Here is a 19,898-nt window from a genome sequence, read left to right as displayed (position 1 = left end):
GGACATACAAAAATCCCTCCATGATTATCGGATGAAATTATATTATTTCATCTGACAACCATAAAGGGATTATTACATCACTCAATCTGAAGTTGTTGGAACCTTTTTAAGTTTTTCTTTAAGTCGCAATAAAAAATTTTAAGAATACTTGTGCAATACTAAAATAAATTAACACAGAAGTTAAATCACTCAATGTCGAAATAAATGGCCCTGATGCAACTGCTGGATCAACACCAATTTTATCCATTAAAATTGGTATAAAACTACCCGCTAAATTTGCCACCGTAATAGCGCACATCATTGCAAGTCCTATCACCATCCCGAGAACAAAGTTACCCTTCCAGAGTCCGACAATTAAAGTGACGGAAATACCCGTTACAACCCCAATTACTAATCCAGTGAAAACTTCACTTATAATTAGTCTAAGCACACTTTGTTCATTGTCATCTTTTACAGCTAGGCGTCGAACAGCAACAGCTAAACTTTGTGTTCCGGCATTACCGGCCGTTCCTGTAATCAATGAAATGAAGACAGCTAAAATACTTGCTTCACTCAGTAACCCTTCAAAATGACTAACTAAACTTGCCGTTGACATACCTAAAAATAATAACGTTATCAACCATGGCAAACGTTTTGATGCTGCTTTAAATGGATTTTCTGTTTGATCTTCAGTATCGACACCGGCCAAACCAGAGTAATCCTCAGCCGATTCTTCATCAATAACATCAATAATATCATCAACAGTAATCACACCAATTAATTGTTCATCATAATTTGTAACTGGCATTGCTAAAAAGTTATAATCCCGAATCATCTTGGCAACGTCTGCTTGATCGTCATCAGCTTTAACAGACATAACTGGTGTCGTCATGATATCTCCAATTAACGCCTTCTCATTACTCATTAATAAATTACGTAATGTTACAATCCCCATCAAACGCTGATCATTATTAATAACATAATCATAGTAAATTGTTTCCGCATCACTTGCTTCTTCTCTTAAAGTACGCATTGCAGAACTCACTGTTTGATCTGAGGTTATTGAGGCAAAATCAGTTGACATAATAGCACCAGCTGTCTTATCTTCATAATGCAGCAGACTTTTTATTTCATAGGCCTTATCTTTATCCATCAGACCTAAATATCTCGCTAATTTATGCTGATCCAGTTGTCCCAACAGGTCAACCTCATTATCAGTGTACATATTATCTAATAACTCAGCCACATACTTTAGAGACATTTCATCAAAATATTTAACAACATCTTCCGGATCATCTTCAGCGGCATCAAATGTGTCACTCAATTCCTTAGGCGTCAGGTACTGATACACCTTTTGGCGTTGCTCTTTATTAAGCACTGAAAAAATCTCAGCTTGCTCATAAACATGCAAATCTGTAAATTCATTGTGAAAATTATATTGTTGATTCTTTTCAAGCGAATCAATAATTTCTTCAGTTTTTATTTGGTTATATTTTTCTGTATCCACCATGATGAATACCTCGTTTATTTTTTATTTATAAATTTTTGCATATCCGATGCAAGGTGACTCTGAACATTTATCTGTTCATGTGTAAATGGTTGATAAAACTCAATTTCACTACAGTGTAGCGCTTGGCGTTGCATTGGCATAATTATATGCCCACCATACAATGTATCACCAACTAAGGGATGCCCTGTGGATGCAAAATGAACACGAATTTGATGTGTTCTCCCCGTATGTAATTGGATTTTATATTGACTAATACCTTTTACAGATTTCTCTAACCAATACTCAGTTAAAGCTACTTGACTACCTTCCCCATGGCCAACCTGCCTCTTAATGAATGATTCTGGATCACGCATAATTGGCTCATCAATTGTCCCATGCGGAGTTTCAATCTGTCCTTCGACAAATGCTGTATAGTACTTTTTAATTAGATGATTTTGTAACTGTTGATCCAATAAAGCGTGAGCAAATCGATGTTTAGCAAACAATACTAACCCACTCGTATCACGATCAAGTCGCGTCGCAATATGTGGAATAAAATCATTTAAATGTCGATTTTGATAATAGCCTGCGACACGATTAATCAAGGTATCCTCCGGATGTAAATATGAAGGAATTGAGGCAACATGTGCTGGTTTATTAATAATTAAAAAATCGCGATCTTCAAAAACGATATCAATTGGTACAAACGATTTTTTTAATTCATTTTTATTTTTCTCAGCTGGTAGAACAATACTCACTTTATCATTTGTTTGAATGAAGTCAATTGCCCACTGCTCGTTATCGTTGACTAATAGCTTACCACCACAATACTTAAGCGTTGCAAGTAATCGCCTAGATACACCTTCATTTTTCAGAAAAGTCTTCACTTTTTGAGGAGACGTCCCTGTATACTGCCAATCAATCTGCATAATCACTACCAATAAACGCCTCATTTACACGTTTCCAGAAATTATTATGTCGATATTTGGCAAAACAAATGTGTTCCTTCGCTATTTTATATTTAATTGCCTTAATTTGCCGATTATGATAGATTTCTTGGTCTATACTAAAAACAAAGTCACTGCTTTGTGTTGGTTTCAGTGTAATCCAATCATTTGAAGCCACAATAACTGGTGAGCTTAGCGTCCTAAACACACGATTGTTAATAGACGCAATTTCTGCCATTTGTATTGACTCGAGTTCGGGATGAATAACCGCTCCACCAACCGATTTATTATAGGCAGTAGATCCAGTAGGCGTAGAAATGCACAAACCATCTCCACGAAACTTTTCAAATAACTGATCACCAATATAAACATCCGTTACCATTGTATTGTTAATCCTTTTTAAGGTTGATTCATTTAATGCAAGAAATCTTTCTGATTCTGCATCAAAATAATCAACTTTAACATCTAATAATGGATAATTAATTGATTGTTTATTATCTGATTGGAGACTAGTAACTAAATCTGAAATTTCATCATCTCGCCAATCCGTATAAAAACCTAAATGCCCTGTATGTACGCCAACAAATCTAATGTTTTCAAGGTTATCTTGGTAATGTTTGAAAGCAGAAAGCAAAGTTCCATCCCCACCAACCGTAATCACAATTTCAGGATGACTATTATCAATTACGATATGTGCATCCGTTAGTTTTTGATACAGTTCTTTACCAACTTTTTGCGATTTTTCCCCATCATTTTCGAAAATAGCAACTTTCATTCGTAACCCTCTTTTCCTGACGCCCATGATACCTAATGTTTATTTTTTGTTTAAACCCTTACCATAAAATAAATGCTGCGCTTCTTGAATCTCTTCTCTAATTTCGGACATTTCAGTGTCTAATTTAAACGCAGCCTCTGCTGCCCGTTCGAGCCGTGCATTTAATTGGCTAGGAAATTCTCCTTGATATTTATAATTTAAAGAGTGCTCAATCGTTGCCCAAAAATTCATAGCTAACGTGCGAATTTGAATTTCAACAAGTACATTTTTTTCTCCATTTATCATTTGAACCGGGTACTTAAGTACAATATGATATGAGCGATAACCGCTCGCTTTTTTATTAGTAATGTAGTCACGTTCTTCTACAACGGTCATATCATTTCGAGAACGTAATAAGTCAACAACCTGATAAATATCATCAACAAATTGGCACATAATGCGAATACCCGCAATATCTTGCATGTCAGTTTCTAAACGTTCTTCAGAAATTTGACGTCGTTCAATTTTCTCTAAAATACTATCAACTGATTTAACCCGACTTGTCACAAATTCAATTGGCGAATGTTGACCAATACCCGTGAACTGTTTTCTTAAACCACGCATTTTTATTTTCATTTCTGAAACGGCCTGTTCATAGGGTCTAAAGAAATATTTCCAATCTTCTACCATTTTATCACTCTATTCTATTATTCAATTTACTCATCTCATTTTAGCATAAATTAGTGATTCAGTTCCGAATTAACCTCACAATGTTACCAAATCTTTCAAAAAACAAGTAATTTTAATAATATCTGTTATTAATTAAGTGTTAATAATTGAAAAAAAAAAAAAATTTGGTAAAGTGGTAATAGTTATTAAAACAGAAATGAAATCAAACCCCACACGATTTTAAATCTAATCACTATAATTGGAGGAGTACTCTTGCTAGAAATTTATTTATTTGTCAACCCATTAGGTACAAAATGCTTCAAATCTGAACAAAAGGTTTTAGACTTTATTCGTCTATCTCCCCAAAAAATCTCATTCCAATTTGTACCCATGTTAAACATCCAAACAGTGCACAATGTCATGATTGAAAAAAATCTTGATACACGTAACTTAGCGCTTCGAAATGTGTTATCTGGGTCAATTTACCAAGCCGCTTTAGATTATAAAGCAGCTCTTTTTCAAGGAAAAAAACGTGGACGTGATTTCTTAATGGCAATTCAAGCGGCTTTAGTTCAAGATAGCACTTGTTACTCAGAAGAGCTCATTCAACGAGTTGCTAAAGAAGTTAACTTAAACTGGGAAATGTTTAATGAAGATAGACATTCAGTGTTAGCAAAAAAATCATTTAAAAATGATCAAAAAATTGCCAATGATATGAACGTTACAATGCATCCCACAATCGTCATTAATAATATTGATGGTCTAGACTGTGGTGTATCCTTCCCAGATGCTGATTTAGTAGATATTTCGAAAGTTTGTGCTGGTGATTTTAATATTCAAAATGACTTACATCAAGCAATTAACCCTCAAAACCAACTATACGTTTTATAAAATAAAAATACGTAGCTTAGTTTTTTAACTAAGTTACGTATTTTTTATTTCTCTAAGATTTGAGGTAATAATGCCTCTAATTCATTCAATCTTGCTTCAAATACAGCAAATGCGTTAACTAGATATGCTGACTTAGTCATATCTACACCTGCTTTTTTCATGACATCAACTGGAAAATCTGAACTCCCAGCTTTCAAATAATTCAAATAGTTTTCTAATGCATCAGGTTTTCCACTAGTGATTCCCTCAGATAAAGTGGTTGCAGCAGCAAACCCTGTTGCATATTGATAGACATAATAATTATAATAAAAATGCGGAATTCTTGACCATTCCATTGCAATTTCTGGATCACGTTCTAAACTCTCTCCATAATATTTTTGATTTAAATCAGCATAGTATTTAGACAGTTTATCAGCCGTTAGTGGGTTTCCAACCGCGTCTTCCTCATGAATCCAATGTTCAAATTCTGCAAATTGTGTTTGACGGAAGATAGTTCCTTTAAACCCGTCTAAATAATAATTAAGTAAAAATGCCCTAACCTTAGGATCTGTTTGAGTCTTTAATAAATAATGTGTTAACGTATTTTCATTAGTTGTTGACGCAATTTCTGCTAAAAAAATTGGATAATCACCATACAAATAAGGCTGATTATGATGCGTATAGTAACTATGAATACTATGTCCCATTTCATGTACCAATGTATAAAGATTATTTACATTATTTTGCCAGTTTAATAACATATATGGTGCTGTATCATACATACCTGATGAATAGGCACCACTTCTTTTACCTTGATTTTCAACAACATCAATCCAACGGTTATCAAATGCCTCTTGAACATGACTTAGATAATCAGGTCCCATTTTATCTAAGGCTTTTAATGCCTCACTTTTCGCTTCATCATACGTGTAACTTAGTGCGGGTTCGCCTGTTATTGGTGTATATAAATCGTATGAATGTAATTTTTCAACTTTTAAAATTTTCTTACGTAATGCAACATAACGGTGTAACAACGGTAAATTCTTATTAACCTGCTCAATTAGTGTATTGTAGACAACTTCAGGTATCTGATTATTTGATAATGACGCATCTCTGGCACTTTTATAATGTCGAACTTGTGCACTATAGTTATGAACTTTAACATGGCTTGAAAGTGTTGAAGCTAGTGTGTTTTGAAATTGACCATAGACTTCATATAATTTTTTAAAGGCCTGTTCTCTAACACTTCTAGAAGTTGATTCTAGAAGGACCCCATAAATACCTTGTGATAATTGAACATCATTACCTTGTTCGTCTTGAACAACTGGAAATTTCAAATCAGCATTGTTCAGTATTTCAAACGTTTTAGAAGAGGCGCTAAATATATCCCCTGCTCCAGCTAAGAGCGTTTCTTCAGCATGCGAAAGGACATGATCCTTCTCCAATAATAAACTATCAAAAAAATGACGATAGCCTTTTAAATCAGGATTATCAGACATAAATTGCTTTAAAGTATCCTCTGGTATCGCAATAATTTCAGGTTCAAACCAAGAAATAGCAGCCGATACCTTAGCTGCCAAGGCGCCAGCCCTTGAATTTAAAGCTTGATATGTTGAATTTTCTGTATCTTGATCATTTTTTAAATTCGCATACACGTATACTTTTTCGAGCATCCGTTCAAGCGCCAAAATAGCTTCTAATCCACGTAACATTGTTGTACTATCTTGACTCAATGTACCTTTAAAGTTAGCGATAGTTACTACAGATTCTTCAATTTTTTTGTAATCCTCTTCAAATAATGAATCTGAACCATATATTTTTTCTACATCCCACGTTAAATTTTCTGGTACCTCTTCACGCTTTGGTAATTGCTTAGCTACTGTCATAAAAAGCCTCCGAATATCGTTTATTTACTCCTATAAGATAACATATTTTTAATCAAAATTTGAAATAAATGTATGCCTCAACTGTAAATTTTCCATTTTTAGCGATATATCACTGGACCATACAATCTGATTGTCAATTCGATAATTTTCGGATTCTTTAATTGGTATTAAAATATGATTTTTAATTAAACCCTTAATATATGCATTATTAACTTGTTTAATTGCTAGATGACCAACAAGTGGCATTTCAAAAAGAGTTTTTGTGATTTTTTGTTGCAGGTTAAATAATAACTCAAGCTCTTTTTTCGAAATAACATCAGTGGTATATTTTTGCAAATCTAAAATAACTCGAATTCTCCAAAAAAAGTCATCATGTCGATAGATTGGCGGAAGACGCGTCTGACTCAAGCAATATATCGGAAATCCCATAAAATAATATCGCTGCATGTAGCAAAAATCAATCTGTTGCTTTAAATAATGATTCAAATAATAACAATTTTTCTCTAACTTAGTCAATTGACGGAACAAGTCTGCTGGTGACAAATTCAAAGTTTTATTCCTACAATTATTTTTGATAAATACCATTAAGTCTGTTACATCATTAAATACTTTTGTGCAGTAACGAATACCATATAAATTTTCAAACCATAATTCATAATTTAAAATTAAACACTGTCGCTCAGTATCGATAAATACTAAGAAATAACCAATATTTTTATGGAAATTTATAAACATTGCTTGTTGTTGTGTTAATTTTTTATTTAAACGATGTTTCATCCCTAGAATCCAAAAAATACGATACCCATTTTGTTTATAACCGTCAGTCCTTTTGTTAAAATCTTTTAGCGTCAACGGACTGCATTGGTACTCTACGACTAACTGGCTATTTTTTAAATTTATTAAAACATCCGGTCGTTGCTTTAGTTTAGGCAAATATTGCTCAATATCTGCTCTTTTATGTCTTTTTTCTGCCCACATTTTAATTAAATTTTTCCCTGTGACATGTATTTTCGTTTCACCTTCTGAAAAAAAATGACATGACTTTTTAAAATGAGCAAAATGAGCTTGTTTTTGCGGGCCTTCTTTAAAGACAACACGCTCTCCGCAACCAGGACAAAAATATTTATTGTTTTGCTTAAAATTTATTGCGCATACCAACTCATCTACGTGTTCTTGTTTTGCAAATATCATTCAAATTACCCCTTGTTACAATTTAAATACGCAAAAAAACAAACTAACCTTTTTCGATTAGTTTGTTTATTTAAAGTATCTTCTTGCCTCAGAGAGTGCGTCAGATGACATAATCTTTTTACCACGTTCTTCCATAAATGGTCCTGTCGATGAGACAACCTGTGCATACTCTAATGCGACAGCTATATCATTTTCGATTGTTTCTTTTGTTGTATTATCTTTATCAAAAATTAGTTCTAAAAAATATTTATTTTGGACTTTAAATAAATTGCTTTGTGTATTTGTTGGTCTAAAAATTTTAGCTAATTGAATAAAATCTTCGAAGTCCCCAAATTCAAACATTCTTGTTTGAGCAGATTTTTTATAACCCGATCCAACAGTATCTTGTGAGTCATTGTCACTGTCTTCAAGCTCAGCTAATCTATCTTTTATAAAGCTTCCTAGATCATCATTCTCAGATAAATCAGAAATGTTTATTTCTTTCGGATTTTGCGTCTCGTCTGGCTTTCCACGACTGATAAATAACTCCAAGCCATCTCGATTAGGTAATACCTGGAAGGTAACTGCTTCATTATTTTCAAATTCATGTTCCGTGTCTACTTCGCGTAAAATACTATAAAAGAAATCTTCAATTTGAGTTCTATTACCTAATAAATCTAAAACAGTAATACCTCTTTTAGATAAATCTTCATCTTCAACTAAAACACGAATTGTATTTTCATTTATTTTTTCCATTTTCATTACTAATCACCCATCTTTCTGATAACTTGACCTTAATTCTATCTAAAATTTACTATTTGTAAAGTAGTTTAAACTAAATAAAAAAAATTCAGGAATGCGTCTTCCTGAATTTTACCATGTTACCTTATTAAAAACTAATGTTTCAATATTATTTAATTTTAAATTAATTAAAATCCAGCAAGTAATTGTGCCTTTTGTAATTCTAAAGCACGTACATCCCTTGGTAAGAAGCGACGAATTTCGTCTTCGTTATATCCAACCTGTAATCGTTTTTCATCTAGAATAATAGGACGACGTAATAAACCAGGATTATCTTGAATTAATGAGAATAATTCTTGAAGTGGTAAATCGTCTAAGTCCATATCTAGTTCCTGATAAACTTTTGAGCGTTTAGAAATAACTTCTTCTGTTCCATTTTCAGTCATTTGCAAAATTGTTTTAATTTCATCAATGTTGAGAGGCTCAGAAAAAATATTACGTTCTTGGAATGGAATATTATTTTCCTTAAGCCATGCACGTGCTTTTCGACAAGATGTACAACTTGGTGAAGTATATAAAGTTACCATATGCGCTCTCTCCTTTTAATAAAAAATTTATCAATTCCTATAAAACAATTGTAACTTATTATCAAACAAATTACTACCATTTTATTAAAAAAATTTACTAATTAATATTTTTACTAATAATACATTTAATTCATTTGTGTTCATTATTAAATGATTAAATGACATCATTTTTGATATTGTTTTTTATATTTCGAGTATGATATTACATATATTTTATAGTTATTATTATTTATTGAATGAAAAATAATTTGCTATCTCAATTATTTAATATACTTTACACTCGATATATACTTACTAAAAGTACGTAACACGCACTTAATCGTTTATTTGCAACAATCTTATCATTATTTTATTTTTCAAAAAAAAGATACATATTGTTAAAAAAATTTAACAATATGTATCCGATTACAAAATTAGTTCTAAATATTTTTTTGCGAGTATTATATCGATATTATTGCCAGCTGATAATTCAGCTTGTTCTTTTAATAATTCGTGGGAACCATTTGCTGGTAAATGCGTTAAAATTAATCTTTTAGCATTATTTAAACGAGCAAACTTTCCAGACTCGGTAGATGTCATATGCCATTTTTTGCCAATTTTATCATCAAAAAAGTTTGTATCGGTCATTAATATATCTGCATTTTGACTAATTTCATTTAATTTTTCGTCATACGCCGTATCAGCTGTAAAAACAAAGACCTTCCCAGTTGCCCGTTCCGTTATTCTCATAGCATATGTAGGCACTGGGTGAATTGTTTCTAAAAATTCAAAAGTAAAAGGCCCAATGTCTATAACTTCTTTATTCTTATATCCTATTCCAATTGTCGCATTTGCCCAAGTTAATTTTGCTAATGCTTCTTGATCAATAGATGGCCCATAAATAGGAAGTGGTTGCTTCACTTGTTCACCGTTAATCTGCCAGCTATACTGTAAAACGCCGACATCTGCGATATGATCCTGATGATAATGTGATAAAACAACTGCATCTAACTTCAAGGAATCTAGTTTAGGTTCTAGACTAAGCATTGCTCCACTTCCACAGTCCAACAATAAATTAAAACCATTACTCTGAATTAAATATGAACTAGTTCCAACTGTATGGGCAGGATAACCCCCATAGAATCCTAAAATTGTCAACTTCATTTTTAATTGTCCTTCCTGTTACTTTTGACTCTATTATACCTTTTTTTGGGCTATACTTAATAATGAATTAAAGTAAATGGGAGATGTATCTTTGTTAAATCATATAAACACAGCATTAGGCGCTGAATATTTTTTAAAGTCTATAATTCGAAATAATCCATCCCGATCATTTATTCTACTTAATCCAATTAATAAGTACAATAATTCTTACTTATTAGACACATCAGATGATAATTCTATTTTCTACTCTGGATTAGACTTCCGTGTTCGATATCATGTAGGAATGGATTCATGGCAAGGTTTTTATCATTTTAAATATATTACTTTGAGCGATGAAGAAAGTAAAGTTTACTTAGCTCAAGTACAAACTTTTATTAATGAACAAACAAAACCAACTGGTATCATTTCTTTTTACACATTACAGTCTTTATCTAAAGGTTATAATTATGTTTTTTTAACAATTTGGAAGCAACAATCTGATTTTATTAATTGGCGTAAAACGTCAAATTATAAACAGTTAAAGTACTATGAAAGTGAGTTTCAAATTACTCCCATAGACGCAGTGTATTCTGTTAATGAATTAATTAATATAAAAGATTAATCCAATTAGTTAAAAACAATCCGTATTCCACAAACGATATTAATAGCTAATTAATGACTCAAACAAGTCATTAATTAGCTATTTTTTTACAATAGTTATTCCCCAAAAATGTTTAATTTCCAACCAAAAAATAGCCTAAAAAGTTTTCTAACTTTTAGGCTATTAATCATTTAACCGTTCTTAAACTCTGTTATTTATTATCCGATTCAACACTCTCACGGTAATTAAAAATAAGCCTAAATACATCACATAGAAGGTCCCCCAGAAGAAAATGAGAACATTTAGGTTAGGTTGATCAAATAATGCGACATAAATATTAAAAGTAAATATTGCTTCTATCGATCCTAAAATAACCGGAATTAAAAATAAACTGGCTGTTTGCTGATAAATAATTCGCTTAATCTCTTTTTTGGTCACACCTAGACTTTGCATTAGTGAATAAGTTTTTTGATTTTGTCTAAGATCTATCATTTGTTGTAACATTAAAATACTACAAGTTGCTAATACTAAAATAATACTAATAAAACATGCTATATAAATATAAAACCCATCTAATTCGTTAACATTTTTTTCAACTTGATTTCTCACACCCAAATTTCGATAATGGTAGTTTGACTTAATTTGATTAGAAAATTTATAACGGACATTCGATAATGTTGTCCCTGTCTGCTGCAAATAGGTCTGTTCTTTAGATTGATTATCTAATTTATGTCCGAAATCATTTTTAGATTGTGCAAATTCCTGATAATTTTTAATATTAATAGCTGTAAGTCCATATTTTGTGTTGCTATCAACACGTTTGTAGACACTATCTTTAACAATTAACAAATTTTGAATGTAATGTATTTCACCATACGGAAACGTACTTAAGTATGTTTTTATCTTTAATTTGTTCATTGATTTTTGCTTAAATTGAATGAGCTGGTTATCATCATTAATTTGATATCTTGCTAACTTGTGTAAAATCATAACTGTCTCATTCGATTTAATCTTAATCGGTTCTAAATCATCTTGAATTTTACGCGCATGATTATAATCTGTTTCTGACATTATTGTAATTGGCACAATTTTAGCTTCACTTTGATTATTTGCTTTTAATTGAACACTTGTTTTCATCGGTACAATTTTAAGATGTCCACTTACTTGCTGTTTCACTATTAAATTGTTTTGTTTTAATACTTTTTTTACAGTTTTTAAATGATAATCGTCCGTAATAAAATGAGCTGGTGCCACTTGATCAATTGTTTTTTGGGAATATGAATACAACGTAGCCACTCCAATAAATACAGATAAAGAGAACATTATTAATAAAGTCATTAAACTTAAGATGACCTTATTTTGTCTTAAACTGACTTTTAAATTAGAAAAAGCAAGTAGCCTACCACCCCGATACATAAAATGTCGCCATTTTTGTATCATACTTATCATTATCGGCACCAAATAATTAAAAATCAAAAGAGTCCCTAAGATAATCATAATTGCAATAATCAATACTGCTAAAAAATAATCATTTTTACGTAACCAAACATTAAAAATAGGTCCCAAATTTTCAAAATTTACTGCCATAAATAAAGGTACAATAATAAAAAAGATACTAATGATAGCCATAAATCGTTTAAATGGTCCAAATTTTTCGACACTGGCATTATCACTATTTTTAAACAATGAAACTAATTGTTTACGATAAATAACACTTGCATTAACAGTTGACATCATTAAAAAGATAACGTTAAAGATAACTATTGTACTAATTAAACTATGCCAAGATATAATAATATTGGTATCTGCCACAATAAACATAGCCCTCAACAAAATCATAGCAAATAATTTAGAAAAGATCGCACCAACCACTAAACCAATCAGTAATGCTATATTACCTAGAATTAAATTTTCAATAAATAGCATTGTCGCAATTTCTTTTTTTTTCACTCCAAGAAGATGGTAAACAGCAATTTCTTTTTCTCGCCGTTTCGCCACAAAAAGATTAGTGTACATCATGAAACAAGCAATAAAAATCAAAATTAAAAAACTACTAATACGTAAAGTAACAGAAATTGGTAACTCTACGCGCGCATTTTGTGTTAACTCTTTGTTAATTGACATTGACAAAAATGAAAAATAAACTGTAACTGCTATCGCACTAGCAATAATGTAAATTAAATAATCCCATAAACTGCGCCAAATACTTTTAAAAACAATATTCACTAGTGGTTTCATTGCTTTCCCCCACCAATAGCTGCTTGCATATCAATTATTTTTTGGAAAAATTCTTTTCTAGAGCCATCTCGCCTAATTTCGGCAAAGATATTCCCATCTTTAATAAAAATAATTCTTTTACAATAACTAGCTGTAAATGCATCATGAGTTACCATCATGAGCGTCATCTTTTGCTTTTCATTCACGTCTGTTAAATACTTCAATAGTTCCGTAGCTGCTTTTGAATCTAGACTTCCTGTCGGTTCATCTGCGAATAACATTTTGGGTGCCGTTATAATAGCTCGTGCAACTGCAACCCTCTGCTGTTGACCAATTGAAATTTCATTTGGAAAATGTTTTAAAATATTATTTAAATTTAAAATATTAGCAATATTAGCAAGTTTTGCCTCAATTATTTCTACATTTACTTTATCCAATGCTAAGGGCAAAATTATATTTTCCTTGATAGTCAACGAATTAAGTAAATTAAAATCTTGAAAAATAAACCCTAACTGTTGTCTTCTAAACTCAGACAATTTTTTTTCATTATATTGTGTTATATCCTGGTTATCTATTCTAACATGTCCAAAAGTTGGCTTATCAATAGTCGACATCATATTTAATAACGTCGTTTTTCCTGCACCAGATGGTCCCATAATACCAACAAATTCTCCTGAATCAATTACAAACGAAATATTATCAATTGCAGTCGATCTATTAAACTTCATTCCATAAATTTTTTTAACGTGATCTACTTCAATAAATGTCATAATTTCATTTCTCCTATTACCAAGTATTATCCTATATATAGGATAATTACGCCAATATTTATTTACGCTTTTTATCTATTTGAATTTAATGCTAAAAACCGGTATTGTAGGGTAAATAGTTCTTACTTTAAAGAGGTGATAATATGTTTAGTATAATGATTGTTGAAGATGATAAAACAATTGCCAACATTACTGCAGATAGTCTAGCAAAATGGCGATTCAACCCTATTTTAATTAATAATTTTAGTGAAATTGATCTTGAATTCATTGAAAAAAAACCACATTTAGTTTTATTAGACATTAATTTACCCGATTTTGATGGCTTTTACTGGTGTAAAAAAATCCGTGAAATATCAAATGTACCAATTATATTTATCTCAAGCCGAAATACCAATATGGATATGGTTATGGCAATGAATATGGGTGGCGATGACTTCGTAAATAAACCTTACTCAATGGAAGTTTTAGTTGCAAAAATTTCTGCATTATTACGACGCACTTACAATTACGCAGAAATGGGACCAGAAACACTCGAGCATAATGGCCTTTTTTTGAATTTACAAAATGGAACTGCAAAATTTAACGATAAAATTATTGATTTATCAAAAAATGAGTACCAGTTACTGCAATATTTAATGCGTCAGACAGGGAAAATTGTTAGCCGTGAAAAATTACTTCGAGAACTCTGGGAAGACGAACATTTTGTTGATGACAATACGTTAACCGTTAATATTAATCGCGTTCGTAAAAAAATAGCACAAGCTGGATTACCCAATTTTATCGAGACAAAGGTAGGACAAGGTTATCTTATCCCTTAGGAGACACTAATGACATTTTTTAAGTACATTTCAGATAGAATTACAACAATCATCTTTTTCCTTCTAGTTATTCTCTTAATTAATCTTGTATTGTGGTTTGATCCATTCCATAACATTGTTTTATCTACATTATTATATATAGATATTCTGGTAGTTATTATATCAAGTATTTTTGTTGTAACACGTTACTGGATTAATCATCAATGGTACCAAAAATTTAAATTACCAATTGATCCAGCAACAGCAGATTTATTGATTCCTATTAATGGTGCACATTCCAATGAACAACGTTTATATCAGGGTTATGTTAATGCCCTATTAAACAATCATCAAATACAAATAAATAATATCTTGTCTAAACAACAAGAACAAGAGGATTTTTTAAATGCTTGGATTCATGATATTAAAGTTCCCTTAGCTGCTATTCAGTTACTAATTGAAACATCTGATGGCAAGCTATCTGAAAAACAAGTCATGCAAACTGAAATTGAATTAAAAAACATTGAAAATTTTGTTGAACAAGTGATTTATTATTCTCGTTTAGATAGCTTTTCAAATGATTATTTAATTCAAGATGATTCACTAAAAAAAGTAGTTAATCTTGTCATTCGGGATAATATGAACTTATTTTTTTCAAAACATATTCGTTTCGTTTTTAACAGTACAGATATTTCCGTTCTAACTGATTCAAAATGGCTACGTTTTATCTTAAATCAAGTGATTACCAATTCATTAAAATACACACCAAATAATGGTGAAATCGTTATTTCTCTTAAAGATACTGAAAAAGAAACGATATTAGCCATTAAAGATAATGGCATTGGTATCCCGAACGCAGATTTAGCTCGCGTTTTTGACAAAGGATTTACCGGGAATAACGGGCGTCAATTCAACCAAAATGCAACCGGATTAGGCCTTTATTTAGCAAATCAACTAAGTCAAAAATTAGGTCACCAATTAGAAATTGAATCTCCAAAAAATGAAGGTACTACAGTTAAAATTATATTTCCTAAACTTTCTTATTATAATGATGAAATGGGCGAAATTCTTCGCTAGGAGGGTCTATCATGTTATCAGAAATTGAACTCGGTTTTACAAATATTAAAGATATTGATCCTAATATTATTGTAGATTTACGCTATGCTACAAAAGACAACTTTACTAACCAAATTATTTATGACTTTTCTACAGCAATCGCTAGAACAGGAACAGCTAAGAAACTTGGTATCGCAAGTCAATTACTCAAAACTCAAGGCTATCGTTTAAAAATTTGGGACGCCTACAGACCAGTCTCTGCTCAAAAAAAATTATTTGACGTTTATCCCGATCCTAATTTTGTAGCGAAGCCAAATCCTAATTTCAGTCATCAAAAAGGCGTGACATTTGATTTAACTATCTGTGATATGGATGGCCACGAGCTTAACATGCAAAGTGAATTTGACGACTTTTCAGAACGAGCTGGAAGAAATTATAAACGAACACCTCAACAACAAATAAATTACGATATACTAAATAACGCTATGATAACTGCTGGTTTTATCGGATATTCTGAAGAATGGTGGGACTATAGAGATTCTGATATGAATGACTATTCACCACTTATCGCGAATCCAAATGATTATTAAAAAAACTTGTCACAACACCTTACATACAAGGTATTGTGACAAGTTTTTTATCTTAACAATTTATCCCAGAGAATAACTTCACCCGCAATTAATGATTTTTGAACATCAATAATTCTTTGATTTGAGCTACCTCTAAATTGCAAAGTTAAATCTTTTTTTGGTAATTCGAATCGACCGTCGACTAAAATATCAATCTTTGAAAGTAATTCAAGTTTATCATCAGATTCAAGCATTAATTCATCCCATGTATAACCAGTCCAAGACCAGATATCTTTCGTCCATCCATAAGTATCATGAATACGATTCACTAAGCTTAAACAAACCTGCGTGTTAACAAAAGGCTCTCCGCCTAATAAAGTTAATCCTTGGCAATAGTCTTCGCTTAAATCAGTTATTATTTGATCTTCAAGCTCTTTTGTATATGGTGTCCCATATCTAAAATTTTGCGCTGCCTTATTATAACAACCCGGACAAGCAAATAAACAGCCACTAACGTATAAACTACAACGAACCCCTTCACCATCAACAAAATTAAATGGTTTATAAGATGCAATATACTGTTGGCTTAACTCACTGGCAATCCATTCTTTAGGTTTCGGATTTCGTGGTGCTTTAACTCTCTTTTGTCGTTCCATCATCAACCATTCCTAAAGTCATATTTTTAACACGAGAAGCAATTTCTTTATGACGTCCATGAACCATCGGACGTTGCTGTGGATTACCTAAGTATCCACATGTCCTTTTAACAACATCACATGTTTTTGGATCATGATTTTGACATTTAGGGCATTCAAATCCTCGTTCAGTTGGGTTAAATTCACCATCAAAACCACATTTATAACAATGATCAATAGGGGTATTAGTTCCTAAATAGCCGATTTTATCATAAGCCCAATCCCAGACTGCTTCTAAAGCCTTAGGATTTTGACGTAAATTTGGGTATTCACAGTAATGAATAAATCCACCTGATGCATATTTAGGATATTCCATTTCAAACGACAATTTTTCAAACGGAGTTGGATTTTTCCTAACGTCATAATGAAAACTATTTGTATAATATTCCTTTTCTGTAACATCTTTAATTTCACCAAATTTTTCAGTGTCTAATACACAGAAACGATCTGTTAAGGATTCACTAGGAGTTGAATAAACACTAAAATGATAATCGTATTCATCTGACCAATCTGTACAATACTCCTTGAGGCGTTTAACGATGTCAATCGTAAAATTATGCGCCTTTTCATTTTTTTCCCAATTAGGTCCAAAAAAAACAGTTCCAACTTCATATAGTCCAATATAACCTAATGAGACCGTAGCGCGACGATTCTTGAATAAATCATCAACATCTCCGTCTGCTTTTAACCTTTCGCCAAAAGCACCATGTTGATATAGAATGGGTGCATTCTCTGGGATAGCTTCCTTGACACGGTTAACTTTAAAGACTAATGCCTCTTTACAAACCTGCATCCTCTCTTTAAAGATATCCCAAAATAAATCAATATTACCTTCGGATTCCAAAGCAATTCGTGGTAAATTAACTGTAACAACGCCTAAATTCATACGCCCAGAATTGACTTCATTACCATTTTTATCTTTCCATCCTTGCAGAAAGCTACGACAGCCCATAGGTACCTTGAAACTGCCCGTAAGCTCTTTTATCTTGTCATACATTAATATGTCAGGGTACATTCTCTTCGTAGCACAATCAACAGCTAAGGCCTTAATATCGTAGTTAGGGTCCCCATGTTTAAAGTTTAAATCCTTTTTTATTGTAAATACTAATTTAGGAAATATTGCCGTACGATGCTCACGACCTAATCCTTTTATTCTAATTTTTAAAATTGAGATTTGAATTTCTCGTTCAATCCAACTTTCACCCAACCCAAAACCTAACGTAGTAAACGGCGTCTGTCCTTGCGAAGAGAATAAAGTATTGATTTCATACTCTAATCCTTGCATGGCATCATAAATATCTTTGCTTGTTTTAAGTTTAGCAAATTCTATCTGTTTTATTGGATTCCCAATCCATACTTTTGCATCTATTAAATGCTTCTTATAATTTAATTCAGCAAATGGCGCTAGTAACTCATCCACCCTATCTGCAGAACAACCACCATACTGACTTGAGGCTACATTAGCAATAATTTGTGCCATTTGCGCAGTTGCGGTCTGAATTGAATGAGGACTTTCAACTTCAGCATTTCCTATTTTAAATCCATTTGTTAACATCTCTTTAAAATCAATCAGACAGCAGTTAGTCATAGGACTCCAGGGTGTGTAATCTAAATCATGATAATGAATTGAACCACGTAAATGTGCTTTAGCTAGTGATTCAGGCATTAATTTTAATCCCAAAGTTTTACCCACTGTCCCAGCCGTCAAATCACGTTGTGTATTGAATACATTGCTATCCTTATTAGCATTTTCATGAACAATTGTATCATCTTTATTTAATAATTTATCCAAACGACCAGCTGGATCAGTTTGCTCTTTCCACAATTTTTCATCATTTATTCTATATTCCTGAAAGCTATCCAATGCATCACGGTAGCCTAATTCACGATATGTAGCTATAACTAAGCCATACATCGTTTGGGCATTAATTTTTTGATAATTACTTAATTTATGTAATAGTAATTCCTGATAGCTTTCTTGATTTTTTTTACTATTTAATCGACGCAAAGTACTACTTAAAACTTTACGTAATGCAAAATCAACTTTTCGACCATCACGCTTTTCAAATATGTCAGGCACTTGCATATCTAACTTTACCTCTACTTTTTTCATAAGTGACCTTCCTTTTCTTACAGCAATAAATATATGTTACTTGATTATCCTCTTAAAAACAACAATATATAGTGTACAACAATATATACTATCTATATATTGTTGTACACTATGATTTACTATCAAGATGTTTGAAATGTAATTAAAAAGTTAGACGTATATATATCAGTTAAAAAATTATTATATGATTTCAATACCAGAATATTTTATACACTTAAAAATTTATACCAAAAAAACTCTAATTATTAAGTGATTAGAATTTTCATACTATTATCCACCAACAACAGTTGACGAAGAGCCAAAAAAGTTCAACAAAAGCTCAACTTTCTATAATTTCGTATTATTCTTCATAATTTAGCGTACAAAAAAAGCCCAATCAATGGGCTTTCATGTTTTCTAATACTCTCTATAATACTTAATAATACCGGTGATCGGGGTCGAACCGATACTCCATTGCTGGAACTGGATTTTGAGTCCAGCGCGTCTGCCAATTCCGCCACACCGGCATAACTCGTGTAAGGCGGTAACCGGATTTGAACCGGTGATGAAGGTTTTGCAGACCTCTGCCTTACCACTTGGCTATACCGCCATATTAATTATTACTTGATATAACCTTATAAAAGGCGACATGTGGGAATCGAACCCACGCGTGCCGGAGCCACAATCCGGTGCGTTAACCACTTCGCCAATATCGCCAAAACAAAAAATGGCAGGGGTAGTAGGAATTGAACCCACACTGACGGTTTTGGAGACCGTAGTTCTACCTTTAAACTATACCCCTATAAAAAATGGAAGAGAGTGGATTCGAACCACCGAACCCGAAGGAGCGGATTTACAGTCCGCCGCGTTTAGCCTCTTCGCTACTC

General features: G+C 32.1%; 18 protein-coding genes and 4 tRNA genes. 5 read left to right on the top strand and 17 right to left on the bottom strand.

The window, feature by feature from the left end:
• Positions 1 to 118 precede the first annotated feature (118 nt).
• The 4 genes from mgtE to yjbM are packed head-to-tail and all read right to left on the bottom strand — an operon-like array spanning position 119 to position 3,859.
• On the bottom strand, positions 119 to 1,486 hold the full coding sequence (gene mgtE / locus AC1RPY_RS07480) for a magnesium transporter (RefSeq protein WP_481761981.1): 1,368 nt from the start codon (positions 1,484 to 1,486) through the stop codon (positions 119 to 121).
• Positions 1,487 to 1,503: 17 nt separating this feature from the next.
• Positions 1,504 to 2,397, bottom strand: a complete 894-nt coding sequence (locus tag AC1RPY_RS07475) for an RluA family pseudouridine synthase (RefSeq protein WP_481761982.1) — start codon at positions 2,395 to 2,397, stop codon at positions 1,504 to 1,506.
• On the bottom strand, positions 2,387 to 3,190 hold the full coding sequence (locus tag AC1RPY_RS07470) for an NAD kinase (RefSeq protein ID WP_481761966.1): 804 nt from the start codon (positions 3,188 to 3,190) through the stop codon (positions 2,387 to 2,389). The genes AC1RPY_RS07475 and AC1RPY_RS07470 overlap by 11 nt, the downstream gene beginning before the upstream one ends.
• Before the next feature lie 39 nt (positions 3,191 to 3,229).
• A complete protein-coding gene (gene yjbM, locus AC1RPY_RS07465) occupies positions 3,230 to 3,859 on the bottom strand; it encodes a GTP diphosphokinase (RefSeq protein ID WP_481761967.1) in 630 nt (209 codons plus the stop codon).
• 252 nt (positions 3,860 to 4,111) lie between these two features.
• On the opposite strand from yjbM, the gene AC1RPY_RS07460 reads away from it, so the two are divergent.
• Positions 4,112 to 4,729: a DsbA family protein gene (locus AC1RPY_RS07460; RefSeq protein ID WP_481761968.1), complete on the top strand. Its 618-nt coding sequence runs from the start codon at positions 4,112 to 4,114 to the stop codon at positions 4,727 to 4,729.
• A 44-nt stretch (positions 4,730 to 4,773) separates the two neighbouring features.
• Here AC1RPY_RS07460 and pepF read toward each other — a convergent pair whose 3' ends face one another.
• From pepF to AC1RPY_RS07435, 5 genes are all read right to left on the bottom strand, one after another.
• Complete coding sequence (pepF, locus tag AC1RPY_RS07455) at positions 4,774 to 6,594, bottom strand: oligoendopeptidase F (RefSeq protein ID WP_481761969.1); 1,821 nt, start codon at positions 6,592 to 6,594, stop codon at positions 4,774 to 4,776.
• A gap of 48 nt (positions 6,595 to 6,642) precedes the next feature.
• The gene (locus AC1RPY_RS07450; RefSeq protein WP_481761970.1) at positions 6,643 to 7,785 is read right to left on the bottom strand and encodes a competence protein CoiA; all 1,143 of its coding nucleotides are present in this window, start codon (positions 7,783 to 7,785) and stop codon (positions 6,643 to 6,645) included.
• A gap of 66 nt (positions 7,786 to 7,851) precedes the next feature.
• Positions 7,852 to 8,526 carry an adaptor protein MecA gene (locus AC1RPY_RS07445; protein WP_481761971.1) on the bottom strand — a complete coding sequence of 225 codons (675 nt, stop codon included), beginning with the start codon at positions 8,524 to 8,526 and terminating at the stop codon, positions 7,852 to 7,854.
• A 167-nt stretch (positions 8,527 to 8,693) separates the two neighbouring features.
• Positions 8,694 to 9,092, bottom strand: coding sequence for a transcriptional regulator SpxA (spxA, locus tag AC1RPY_RS07440; protein WP_481761972.1), 399 nt, complete (start codon positions 9,090 to 9,092; stop codon positions 8,694 to 8,696).
• A gap of 405 nt (positions 9,093 to 9,497) precedes the next feature.
• Entirely contained in the window at positions 9,498 to 10,235 is a 738-nt protein-coding gene (locus tag AC1RPY_RS07435) for an MBL fold metallo-hydrolase (protein ID WP_481761973.1), read from the bottom strand.
• 91 nt (positions 10,236 to 10,326) lie between these two features.
• Here AC1RPY_RS07435 and AC1RPY_RS07430 point away from each other — a divergent pair, with 91 nt between their 5' ends.
• On the top strand, positions 10,327 to 10,836 hold the full coding sequence (locus AC1RPY_RS07430) for an antibiotic biosynthesis monooxygenase (RefSeq protein WP_481761974.1): 510 nt from the start codon (positions 10,327 to 10,329) through the stop codon (positions 10,834 to 10,836).
• A 180-nt stretch (positions 10,837 to 11,016) separates the two neighbouring features.
• On the opposite strand, the gene AC1RPY_RS07425 is transcribed toward AC1RPY_RS07430, so the two are convergent.
• Both AC1RPY_RS07425 and AC1RPY_RS07420 read right to left on the bottom strand, forming a co-directional pair.
• Positions 11,017 to 13,053, bottom strand: a complete 2,037-nt coding sequence (locus AC1RPY_RS07425; protein WP_481761975.1) for an ABC transporter permease — start codon at positions 13,051 to 13,053, stop codon at positions 11,017 to 11,019.
• Positions 13,050 to 13,805 (bottom strand): ABC transporter ATP-binding protein, encoded by a 756-nt coding sequence (locus AC1RPY_RS07420; RefSeq protein WP_481761983.1) that lies wholly within the window; start codon positions 13,803 to 13,805, stop codon positions 13,050 to 13,052. Before AC1RPY_RS07420 ends, AC1RPY_RS07425 begins: the two co-directional genes overlap by 4 nt.
• Positions 13,806 to 13,945: 140 nt before the next feature.
• On the opposite strand from AC1RPY_RS07420, the gene AC1RPY_RS07415 reads away from it, so the two are divergent.
• The 3 genes from AC1RPY_RS07415 to AC1RPY_RS07405 are packed head-to-tail and all read left to right on the top strand — an operon-like array spanning position 13,946 to position 16,245.
• Complete coding sequence (locus AC1RPY_RS07415) at positions 13,946 to 14,620, top strand: response regulator transcription factor (protein WP_481761976.1); 675 nt, start codon at positions 13,946 to 13,948, stop codon at positions 14,618 to 14,620.
• A gap of 9 nt (positions 14,621 to 14,629) precedes the next feature.
• Positions 14,630 to 15,676 (top strand): sensor histidine kinase, encoded by a 1,047-nt coding sequence (locus AC1RPY_RS07410; RefSeq protein WP_481761977.1) that lies wholly within the window; start codon positions 14,630 to 14,632, stop codon positions 15,674 to 15,676.
• Between the two features lie 11 nt (positions 15,677 to 15,687).
• Entirely contained in the window at positions 15,688 to 16,245 is a 558-nt protein-coding gene (locus AC1RPY_RS07405; protein ID WP_481761978.1) for a M15 family metallopeptidase, read from the top strand.
• A gap of 47 nt (positions 16,246 to 16,292) precedes the next feature.
• On the opposite strand, the gene nrdG is transcribed toward AC1RPY_RS07405, so the two are convergent.
• The 6 genes from nrdG to AC1RPY_RS07375 form a co-directional block, all read right to left on the bottom strand.
• Complete coding sequence (gene nrdG / locus AC1RPY_RS07400) at positions 16,293 to 16,883, bottom strand: anaerobic ribonucleoside-triphosphate reductase activating protein (protein ID WP_481761979.1); 591 nt, start codon at positions 16,881 to 16,883, stop codon at positions 16,293 to 16,295.
• Positions 16,858 to 19,032, bottom strand: coding sequence for an anaerobic ribonucleoside-triphosphate reductase (gene nrdD, locus AC1RPY_RS07395; protein ID WP_481761980.1), 2,175 nt, complete (start codon positions 19,030 to 19,032; stop codon positions 16,858 to 16,860). The genes nrdG and nrdD overlap by 26 nt, the downstream gene beginning before the upstream one ends.
• 422 nt (positions 19,033 to 19,454) lie before the next feature.
• Positions 19,455 to 19,538, bottom strand: a tRNA-Leu gene (locus tag AC1RPY_RS07390).
• A gap of 12 nt (positions 19,539 to 19,550) precedes the next feature.
• Positions 19,551 to 19,621 (bottom strand) — tRNA-Cys (locus AC1RPY_RS07385).
• A 33-nt stretch (positions 19,622 to 19,654) separates the two neighbouring features.
• Positions 19,655 to 19,727: transfer RNA gene (locus tag AC1RPY_RS07380), tRNA-His, on the bottom strand.
• A 12-nt stretch (positions 19,728 to 19,739) separates the two neighbouring features.
• Positions 19,740 to 19,813 (bottom strand) — tRNA-Trp (locus tag AC1RPY_RS07375).
• Positions 19,814 to 19,898: the final 85 nt, after the last annotated feature.

The organism is Dellaglioa sp. CoH-56-MRSF-12 (assembly GCF_056782075.1).
Note: the sequence above shows the minus strand (reverse complement) of the source record. Positions and strands in the feature narration are given on the sequence as shown.

Coding starts and splice junctions, on each gene's coding strand:
- AC1RPY_RS07475 (WP_481761982.1), bottom strand. CDS start 2,397: ATGCAGATTGATTGGCAGTATACAGGGACGTCTCCTCAAAAAGTGAAG.
- AC1RPY_RS07470 (WP_481761966.1), bottom strand. CDS start 3,190: ATGAAAGTTGCTATTTTCGAAAATGATGGGGAAAAATCGCAAAAAGTT.
- yjbM (WP_481761967.1), bottom strand. CDS start 3,859: ATGGTAGAAGATTGGAAATATTTCTTTAGACCCTATGAACAGGCCGTT.
- pepF (WP_481761969.1), bottom strand. CDS start 6,594: ATGACAGTAGCTAAGCAATTACCAAAGCGTGAAGAGGTACCAGAAAAT.
- AC1RPY_RS07450 (WP_481761970.1), bottom strand. CDS start 7,785: ATGATATTTGCAAAACAAGAACACGTAGATGAGTTGGTATGCGCAATA.
- AC1RPY_RS07445 (WP_481761971.1), bottom strand. CDS start 8,526: ATGAAAATGGAAAAAATAAATGAAAATACAATTCGTGTTTTAGTTGAA.
- spxA (WP_481761972.1), bottom strand. CDS start 9,092: ATGGTAACTTTATATACTTCACCAAGTTGTACATCTTGTCGAAAAGCA.
- AC1RPY_RS07435 (WP_481761973.1), bottom strand. CDS start 10,235: ATGAAGTTGACAATTTTAGGATTCTATGGGGGTTATCCTGCCCATACA.
- AC1RPY_RS07425 (WP_481761975.1), bottom strand. CDS start 13,053: ATGAAACCACTAGTGAATATTGTTTTTAAAAGTATTTGGCGCAGTTTA.
- AC1RPY_RS07415 (WP_481761976.1), top strand. CDS start 13,946: ATGTTTAGTATAATGATTGTTGAAGATGATAAAACAATTGCCAACATT.
- AC1RPY_RS07410 (WP_481761977.1), top strand. CDS start 14,630: ATGACATTTTTTAAGTACATTTCAGATAGAATTACAACAATCATCTTT.
- AC1RPY_RS07405 (WP_481761978.1), top strand. CDS start 15,688: ATGTTATCAGAAATTGAACTCGGTTTTACAAATATTAAAGATATTGAT.
- nrdG (WP_481761979.1), bottom strand. CDS start 16,883: ATGATGGAACGACAAAAGAGAGTTAAAGCACCACGAAATCCGAAACCT.
- nrdD (WP_481761980.1), bottom strand. CDS start 19,032: ATGAAAAAAGTAGAGGTAAAGTTAGATATGCAAGTGCCTGACATATTT.